Source organism: Streptomyces sp. ADI95-17 (assembly GCF_003846175.1).
Classification (GTDB): Bacteria; Actinomycetota; Actinomycetes; order Streptomycetales; family Streptomycetaceae; genus Streptomyces; species Streptomyces sanglieri.
Genome location: NZ_ML123050.1, coordinates 24,031 through 32,503 on the forward strand (window position 1 = coordinate 24,031; position 8,473 = coordinate 32,503).

Sequence of the window (8,473 nt, forward strand, 5' to 3'; positions counted from 1 at the left end):
AGCTGGGCCTCCAGGGCGACCGTGAGGTGAGGCGCGACATAACCGATCGACACCCCGAGTGTGATGGCGTTGGCTGGTCGGCATGCCAGAACTGCGTACCGATCGTCTCCTGCTCCGTCGGTGGCGGGAGTCCGACCTCGAACCGTGGGCGGCGATGAACGCCGATCCCGAAGTTCGGAAATATCTGGGGGAACTGCTGACGCGGGAGCAAAGTGATGCCGCGGTGGCACTCATGCAGGCCGAGTTCGACGAGCGAAGTTTTGGGTGGTGGGCGCTCGAAGCACGAGAGACCGGTGAGTTCATCGGCCGCGCCGGCCTGGACGAGGTGGGCGAGGACATGCCGTTCGCGGGGGTGGACGTCGGGTGGCGGTTGAAGCGTTCGGCGTGGGGCCACGGTTACGCCACCGAGGCCGCCCTGGCCTGCCTGGCCTTCGGCTTCGAGGCCCTCGGACTGCCGGAGGTCGTTGCGTCGACGACCGTCAACAACCTTCGTTCCCAGGCGGTGATGCGCCGGATCGGCATGACCCAGGACCCGGCCGACGACTTCGAGGATCCGAGCGTGCCCGAAGGGCCGCTTCGCCAGTGTGTGCTGTACCGGACCCCCCGCCGGGATGCCCACGGGCTACACCACGCGGCATGACCAGCACCTTTCACCAGAAGCATCCCGATGCTGCCCTGGCAAGAGGTCCAGTGCCTCCCGAACTCGTCAACACCACCCTTCTGTGGATTGGGGCGCCTCCCAAACCCATCGACAACTGACTTCACTACTGGGTTCTGGCACAGATCTTGGGGAGCGGTCGCGGAGCGTCACCTCGGTGTTCGATTGCGAGGGATGGGGTCGCGTGAGATCACGTATGCCTGGTCGTCCGGTAGGCCAACAAAACCGATTGCCGAGGCGCGGGGCAGTGCGCACAATCTCCGTCGTGATCTCTCAATGCCGTGACCACCGTCGTCCCAACTTCGCCACGCACATTGAGGATCACCGCCTTGAACCACGTCATACGTGAGTACCGCCCTGCCGACGAGGTTTCCTGGCTGCGCTGCCGGGTGCTCTCGTTCTTGGACACCCCCTACTTCGACGACGTCCTAACAGCCAAGCCCGAGACACCCGCCCCGGGCTTCGCGCTGGTCGCAACGGCAGAGCAGGAAACCGTCACAGGGATCATTGATGTTTCTGTCGACGACGAACTGGCGACCATCGACACCGTCGCTGTCCACCCGGACTACCAGCGCCGGGGCCTTGGCCGTACTCTCCTCACCGAGGCACGCGCCCGTGTCAGCGCGCTGGGTGTACCGACGTTGGATGCCTGGACGAGGGACGACCCCGCGACGCTGCGCTGGTATCGGGCGATGGGCTTCACCGAGAGCCAGCATTACCTCCATGTCTACGCGAACTATTACGCTGACCCCGGCGAGCCGGACCGGGCTACCAGCGAACGCCGGCCGGGGCTGAGGCCGATGGCTTCCTTCCTCCACGCCAGCCTGGAGAACGAACAACTCATGCGCGAGCAGTTCGCCCGCGTGCACGTCTGTCGCCGCTTCGCGATGGGCGTTCTCTGACATGAGCGACACCATTTCTCGGATCTGGCGCAGTTCCGGTGCTGTGGTCGTGGTGGGTTACTGAAGCAGGATCATCTTGCGAAGGAGGTCGAATCCGGCTCGCCCGTAGAGCTGCCTCTTGATCTTTTTGATGCGGTTCACAGCGCCTTCGGTGGCTCCGGAGCTCCATTCCAGAGTGAGTCCGGCGGTCACGGCGTCGAAGTCACGGTGCAGGTGGAGTGCGAAGCCGGTGAGGCCAGGCAGCTGGCTGGTATCGACGGCGTCGATCCATGTGGGAAGCGTGGTGCCGAGGCGGTCGGTGAGGATCTCGCCGAAGTCGCGGATATGCCCGGCGGCGGTGTCCAGTTCGGGACAGCGGGCCAGGACGTCCTTCAAGCCCGCCCGGTCCTCCTCGCTGAGGGAGATGGGGTGACGGGTAAGCCAGCCGGTCACCTTCCGCACCGACGGTGGCGGGGGCGGCGCGTCCGGCGGTACACCACGCAGGGTGGCGATGTAGGCGCGGACCATGCCGTAGGTGACCGGGGCGCCCTGGGCGACCAGCTCACGGTGGAGCTGGGTGACGCTCGTGCAGCCCTCGGTGAACCGGCGGTCCAGGTGGGGCTTATGGGGGTCCAACGCTCATGACCTGGGTGACCAGGTTCATGAACGGTTCGATGCCGGTGCGGGGTTCGGTGCGGCCGAACACCTTCGCCTGGTGGACGTCGTAGGCGGCGAGGTAGGCCAGGGCACCGCCGCGGCCGTAGGTGTGGTTCACGCGCATGGCTCTGGCTTGGCCGGGGGCCAGGGTGGGGTGGCAGCGGCAGCGGGCCTGGATGGAGGTTTTCTCGTCTGCGCTGATGACGTACTCGTTCGGTCCGAGTGGGTGGCCTTGCCAGATGCGGGCGTACAGATCCAGGACGCGTCCGGCCTTGGTGCGGAAGCCGGGGTCGGTGATGAAGTTCCACGAGCGGTGCTGCCAGGGCTTGAGCGCATTCTGGGCCAGCCAGCGGCGCACGGTGGCGGCCGACACGAAGGGCGTGATGCCCCGCTCGACGACCTCACGGGCCAGTTCCGGGGCCGTCCAGCGGGACAGCGGAACCCCTGTCTCGGCAGGCAGTCGACACGCCAGCGCGGTGACCTCGGCGGCCTGCAGCGGTGTGAAGGCCGGTGGCTTGCCGGAGCGCCGACGGTCGGCCAGCCCAGCGATGCCGCCGTCGGCGAAGTGGCCCCGCCACAGCCGCACGGTATCCAGGTGCAGACCGGTTTCAGCCGCGATACGGGAGTTGGAGCGGCCGCGGGCGGCGTGCAGCACCACCTGGGCACGCATCCGCAGCCGGTACTCGGTCTTGAGGCCGTAGGCCATCGCCTTCAGCCTCCTCCGCTCGGCGGCGCTCGGGTCTATCGGGCGGGCAGCGGCAACAGGCATGGCAGGCGGGCCCATCGAGAGAACGGATCACGGACGGGCCGCAGCCTGACGCCTCGACAACACCCCAGTCGGCACGACACGCCGCGAACCTTGGCAGCGGGCAGTTCGCGTTGCCGCCACGCCGCGAGAGTGGCTCGCCCTCGGTCAGCCGGCTTCGGCTTCGCCGGTCTCTTTTCAGCCCGCGGGGTCTGGGGTGCTGCCGCCGGTGTGGTCGTTGAGGTGGTGGTCTTGTCTTACCAGGCCGGGCTGGTGACGAAGTGGGTGTCGTAGCGGTGTTGCTCGGTGAGCAGGCTGTCGCGGCTGGCTTCGCCCCGGCGGATCCTGGCGACCTGCCGAAGGTAGTCGAATCGTTCGATGCCAGGGGTGATCACGATCAGGGCATCGGCGGTGTTCTCCGGGGCGGCGCGGAAGGCGTGGTCACAGCGCGGCGGGATGACGAGGAAGTCACCGGAGCCGGCGGTGATGACCTTCGGTCCCACAAGCACCTGGAGCGTTCCGTCGACGACGAAGAACAGTTCGGAGGAGTGGTCGTGCCGGTGCGGGACCGCGCCGTCGGCGCCGCGGGCGAGTCGGATGCGGTGGGCGCTGAGCGCCCCGTTGCTGGCACTGGCGTCAGCCAGTAGGCAGTGGCCGATCTCGGGCAGTTGCTCGGCGTCGCCTGCGCGGACGACAACCGGGTCGTGTGGATCAGCTGCAAAAACAGACACGAGAGACCCCCTGGGACTAGTATGCTAGCAATCTAGCGAGCTAGTATCGCCCTATGGGTGATACGGAAGTCAAACAGTTCAACGTGTATCTGCCGCTGGGGCTGATCAGGCAGGTCAAGCATCACGCGATCGAGACGGGCATGTCATTGTCCGCGCTGGTCACAGAGGCCTTGCGCGCCTACCTCGACGACGCCCATGAGCAGCGGCAGCCCTCTTCAGGAAAGGAGTCATGACATGGCAACCGAAGGGTTCGAGGCGGTGTTCGTGGAGACCCACAACTGGGGGAAGAGCGCAAAGTTCTTCCAGGAACTGGGTTACAAGTTGGAGACCTCCACCGGCGACGGCTCCGGCGTGTTCCGCAACGGCGAGGGTCCCTACCTCGTCGTTGTCGAGATCCCCGAGAACCGGGAGCCCGGCGTGCAGATCGCACTGAAGGTGCCCGATGCGGACCTGTTCCGTCCCGATCCGGCCGTGGAGGTGGTCACTCCGTTCCAGGACACGCACTACGGAACCCGGGAGATGACCGTCCGCGACCCCGACGGACGCCTGTGGAGTCTGCAGGCCCCTGCCAAGAACTGACATTTTCCCTCTCGTCCGGGTGGGCCGATTCCCCTCGGCCGACGGTGCCTGCGGTCCGCCCGGTGAACCCTGCGGCAGTGACGACTTTCGCCCTGCCGGGCAGTGGCCATTGCGCCCGCAGGGGGTTCAGCAGCGTGCTGCTGAACCCCCTGCTCGTGAGCACGGCCTGATCGAACCGCCGAGGCGAACTCCGAGGAACGGCACCGGCTATGCCATGCCGGAGACCGAACGCGACCGACCATCGAGCCGGCGAGCAACTTCACGGGCTCCTGGAGCAGCCCGTGCAAGCGCCGTGAGTCGCCGGGGTGCTCGCCTTCCCTGCCAGGCGCTGTCCAGCCTGCCCACAGCCGAGGTCACACACCTGCGGGCAACGGAGGGGCCCCGTACGCGGGTACCGGGCGAGGACATCTGGAGCAACAAGACCTGTTGAGCCCACCGGTGGCGGCGCTTCCGCCACTGACCGTGGGGATGCGAGGAGCGAAGGATGGGATACGAATGAGCAGATGGCGCGGCAATCCCTGGGCGGTGCTGCTGACGCTCAGCCTGGGATTCTTCATGACACTGCTGGACCTGACGGCCGTCAACGTCGCTATCCCCAGCATGATCGGCGACCTGCACGCGTCGCTGGACGAGGTGTTATGGGTGATCAATGTCTACATCCTCGTCCTTGCCGCACTGCTGATCACGTTCGGCCGACTGGGCGATGTGCGCGGGCCGCGCACCATGTTCATCGGGGGTGTCGCGCTGTTTACCGTGGCATCGGTGCTGTGCGGCCTGTCGCAGGATCCGGCCCAGCTCATCGCCACCCGGGCTGTGCAGGGCCTGGGTGCGGCGGCGCTGATGCCGCAGACGATGACGATCATCATCGGCACGTTCCCGGCCGAGCGCCGGGGCGCCGCACTTGGCGTCTGGGGCGGAGTCGCGGGCGTGGCCACGATCGCCGGGCCCACCCTCGGCGGGTTCCTGGTCAGCACGGCCGGCTGGCGGTGGATCTTCTTCGTCAACGTCCCGATCGGCGCGATCGTCCTGGCGATGGCCGTTACGCTCGTGCCCGACATCCGGCACGGCGCGCACCGAAAGCTGGACATTGCGGGTGTCGTACTCGCCGCGGCGACACTGGTATGCCTGGCCTTCGCGCTCACCGAGGGCCAGCGATATGACTGGAACGCCAGGATCTGGGCGCTGCTGGGCGCGGCTGCCCTGCTGCTGGTGCTGTTCCTGATTCACCAGGGCACCCGGCAGCACGGCGAACCGCTGCTGCCCTTCGTGCTCTTCCGCGACCGCAACTACGCGGTCATGAGCTTCGTGTCCGCGACCGTCCAGGTCGGGATGCTCGGCCTGTTCCTGCCGGTGATGATCTATCTGCAGTCGGTGCTGAACTTCAGCGCCCTCACAGCCGGGCTCGTGATGGCGCCGGCGATGGTGGTGTCAGCGGTGCTGTCGCCGGTCGCGGGCCGGATGGCGGACCGGATCGGCGGCAAGTACGTCCTGATGACCGGTCTGACCCTGTTCGCGGCCGGTATGGCCTGGCTCACCTGGGTCACCGATGTCGGCCGCGCGTGGTGGGAGTTCCAGCCCGCCCTGATCACGGCTGGGGGAGGCATCGGCTGCGTGTTCGGCCCGATGGTCACGGTCGCCATGTACAACGTGGAGCCCACGATGGCCGGGGCGGCCTCCGGCGTGATGAACACGATCCGCCAGATCGGCACAGTGATCGGCAGTGCCGCAGTCGGCGCAGTACTGCAGAACCGCCTGGCCGCCTCGCTGCAAGACGAAGCGGCAAAGCGGGCTGCCGGCCTCCCGGCCGACGTCCGCGGCCAATTCCTGGCCGACTTCCGCAACGCCGCCAAGAGCGGTCAAGAGGTCGGCATCGGGCGGAACGGCGCGGTGGTCCACCCGCCGCAGGGAACACCGACAAGCCTGGCCCATCACATCGATCAGGTGGCGGCGTCCACGTTCGAACACGGGGTCGTCCACGCGATGCGGCCGACCCTGGCACTGCCCATCATCGTGATCGCGGTCGGCGCCGTCTCGTGCTTCTTGGTACGACGCCGACAGGCCAGCAGCCCGAGCCCTGCTCCGGAACCAGTCGACCTCAGCACCTCGGCCTCAACGCGCCAAGAGTTCCTGGGCTGAGGCCGTCGTCGACCGTGGTCGTGCGGTGGTCAGTCGCCCTTGCCACCCTTGTGGCGACAGCGTCCGGCGGCGGCCGGCCACCCTCCGGCTTGTGCGGCTCGGCGGCGGTACCCGCCTGTCGGCTGTGCTGGGGTGCCACCCCATCTCGACCCGTCCAGCCGGGACCTGCTGGCGCCGGCTCCGACCTATGACCAGCGCTCCGACGCATGGTTGGCTCCGCAGTCAACCCCCGAGGGACTTCCGGAGCCGACCACTTAGCGACTTGACTGTTCGTTGACCTTCGGCGGGGCGGGACTGGGCTCTACCGTGAGGGGATGGCACGTGTACGGAACGAGACGTTCGTCGCCTGGATGGAGAGCGAGGGGTGGTCCGCGCCGGTGCTCGCGAAGGAACTGGACGCCGTCGTACGGCAGCTGACGCGGAAGGCCGGGCCGGGGCGGGAGCTGTCGCAGATCACGGTGCACAAGTGGCGTTCTGGTGAGACGTCCTGGCCGCAGGAGAAGTACCGGATCGCGCTGGAGCAGGTCAGCGGGCTGATGGTGGCGGCCTTGGGGTTCGCTCCGCCCGACCGTCGCAAGAAGCCCGCGCCCGTGGAGGATCCCGTGCACCGCCGTTCCTTCCTCGCGCTGACGACCGGCTCGGCCGGTGCTGCGGTGCTCGGCCCGCCCGCGGCAGGGGTTGGCAGCGGTGACGTGCTGCGGCTGCGGCAGCATCTCCACACTCTCATGCTGCTGGACGACTCCCAGGGCGGCCACGACACCCTGGAGCGGGCCGCGCTCGCCGGCGCTCAGGAGGCCGTCGCGCTTCAGGAGAAGCCGGCCACCCAGCGCACCCGGCAGCGGCTCTTCTCCCTCGCGGCCAACTACACCGCGACCGCGGCCTGGTCGTGCGTGGACGCCCGCGAGAGCGCCCGCGCCCGGCCTCTGCACGAGCGGGCCCTGCATCTGGCCGGGCTGGCGCAGGATCCGGTCGCGACGATGCGCGTGTGGAACTCGGTGGCGATCCTGGCCCACCAGCGCGGCGCTCACGCCGAGTCCCTCGCGGCCGGCCAGGCCGCCCGGGCCACAGCCGTCGCCCGCCGCGACCCGCTGTTCGCCAGCCTCGCGCACGCACGGATCGCCCACGCCCACCTCGGCGACCACCGGCCCGCCCGCGGCCGAGCTGGATCACGTTCTACGGCCGGGCTGAGCTCCACGCCATCACCTCGATCGTCCACGACCGCCTCGGCAACTCCCCCGCCGCCGAGGCCGCCTCCCACCACGCGCTCGCGGCCCTGCCCGGCGTGTTCGCCCGCAACAGGGCGTTCGCCACCGCCCGGCTCGCGCTCGCCCAGCTCCACCAGGGCGACCTCGACCAGGCAGCCGCCACCACCGCCGGCATCTTCCCCCTCCTGGGCGGCGCCGCCCTGCCCGGACGGCTGCGGACCCTGCTCGGCGACTTCCACCGCGACCTGATCACCACCGCCCCACACGCACCTGCCACCCGGGAGTGGGCCGACCGCTACCGCACCAACTGGAGCCGCACATGAGCGCCATCAGCCGCTACGGCCACGCGGATCTGCCCACGATCCGGCAGATACTCCTCGACGTCCACGCCGACGCCTACGCCACCGAGATGGACGACCCCTTCCACCAGACGGAGAAGTTCGCCTGGTTCGTCGACCACTGGGGAGCCAGGCCCTCCTTCGACTGCGTCATCGCCTTCGACACCGGCCAGCCCGCGGGCTTCGCCTACGGCGCCACCGCCGCCCTCGGCCGCGAAACCTGGCGTGGGCACCTCTCCCCCACCCCCACCCCAGGCACCACCTTCGCCCTCCCCGAGCTCATGGTCCGCCCGAAGTGGCGTGGCACCGGCCTCGCCCAGCGACTCCACGACACCCTCCTCACCCCCCGGCCCGAGCAGATGACCACCCTCCTCGTCGACACCACACACCCCCGCGTCCAGGCCCTCTACGAAACATGGGGCTACCGCAAGATCGGCGAACGCCAGCCCTTCCCCGACTCCCCGCTCTACACCGTCATGCTCCGCGGCCTCCCCAACGCATAGACCGACCCACGTCAATCCGGTGTAGATGCAGTCCAGCTTC

Annotated in this window: 10 protein-coding genes; 7 read left to right on the plus strand and 3 right to left on the minus strand. The window is 68.5% G+C overall.

The features are described from left to right. Window positions 1-82: 82 nt before the first annotated feature. A complete protein-coding gene (locus EES42_RS30815) occupies window positions 83-640 on the plus strand; it encodes a GNAT family N-acetyltransferase (RefSeq protein WP_124721609.1) in 558 nt (185 codons plus the stop codon). Window positions 641-987: 347 nt separating this feature from the next. Continuing rightward, on the plus strand, window positions 988-1,560 hold the full coding sequence (locus EES42_RS30820; RefSeq protein ID WP_124721610.1) for a GNAT family N-acetyltransferase: 573 nt from the start codon (window positions 988-990) through the stop codon (window positions 1,558-1,560). A gap of 57 nt (window positions 1,561-1,617) precedes the next feature. On the opposite strand, the gene EES42_RS30825 is transcribed toward EES42_RS30820, so the two are convergent. The 3 genes from EES42_RS30825 to EES42_RS30835 all read right to left on the minus strand — a co-directional run bounded on the left by EES42_RS30825 (window position 1,618) and on the right by EES42_RS30835 (window position 3,672). Next, entirely contained in the window at window positions 1,618-2,175 is a 558-nt protein-coding gene (locus EES42_RS30825; protein ID WP_241196692.1) for a transposase, read from the minus strand. After that, a complete protein-coding gene (locus tag EES42_RS30830; RefSeq protein ID WP_241196693.1) occupies window positions 2,162-2,902 on the minus strand; it encodes an IS630 family transposase in 741 nt (246 codons plus the stop codon). The genes EES42_RS30825 and EES42_RS30830 overlap by 14 nt, the downstream gene beginning before the upstream one ends. A 296-nt stretch (window positions 2,903-3,198) precedes the next feature. After that, a complete protein-coding gene (locus EES42_RS30835; protein WP_124721611.1) occupies window positions 3,199-3,672 on the minus strand; it encodes a cupin domain-containing protein in 474 nt (157 codons plus the stop codon). Window positions 3,673-3,725: 53 nt separating this feature from the next. Here EES42_RS30835 and EES42_RS30840 point away from each other — a divergent pair, with 53 nt between their 5' ends. The 5 genes from EES42_RS30840 (at window position 3,726) to EES42_RS30860 (ending at window position 8,433) form a co-directional block, all read left to right on the plus strand. Then, window positions 3,726-3,905: a ribbon-helix-helix domain-containing protein gene (locus EES42_RS30840; protein ID WP_124721612.1), complete on the plus strand. Its 180-nt coding sequence runs from the start codon at window positions 3,726-3,728 to the stop codon at window positions 3,903-3,905. Window position 3,906: 1 nt separating this feature from the next. Next, complete coding sequence (locus EES42_RS30845; RefSeq protein ID WP_124721613.1) at window positions 3,907-4,251, plus strand: VOC family protein; 345 nt, start codon at window positions 3,907-3,909, stop codon at window positions 4,249-4,251. 525 nt (window positions 4,252-4,776) lie between these two features. Continuing rightward, window positions 4,777-6,387 carry a DHA2 family efflux MFS transporter permease subunit gene (locus EES42_RS30850; protein WP_241196694.1) on the plus strand — a complete coding sequence of 537 codons (1,611 nt, stop codon included), beginning with the start codon at window positions 4,777-4,779 and terminating at the stop codon, window positions 6,385-6,387. 314 nt (window positions 6,388-6,701) lie between these two features. Further along, window positions 6,702-7,841, plus strand: coding sequence for an XRE family transcriptional regulator (locus EES42_RS30855; protein ID WP_241196695.1), 1,140 nt, complete (start codon window positions 6,702-6,704; stop codon window positions 7,839-7,841). A gap of 70 nt (window positions 7,842-7,911) precedes the next feature. Continuing rightward, window positions 7,912-8,433 (plus strand): GNAT family N-acetyltransferase, encoded by a 522-nt coding sequence (locus tag EES42_RS30860; RefSeq protein WP_124721614.1) that lies wholly within the window; start codon window positions 7,912-7,914, stop codon window positions 8,431-8,433. Window positions 8,434-8,473: the final 40 nt, after the last annotated feature.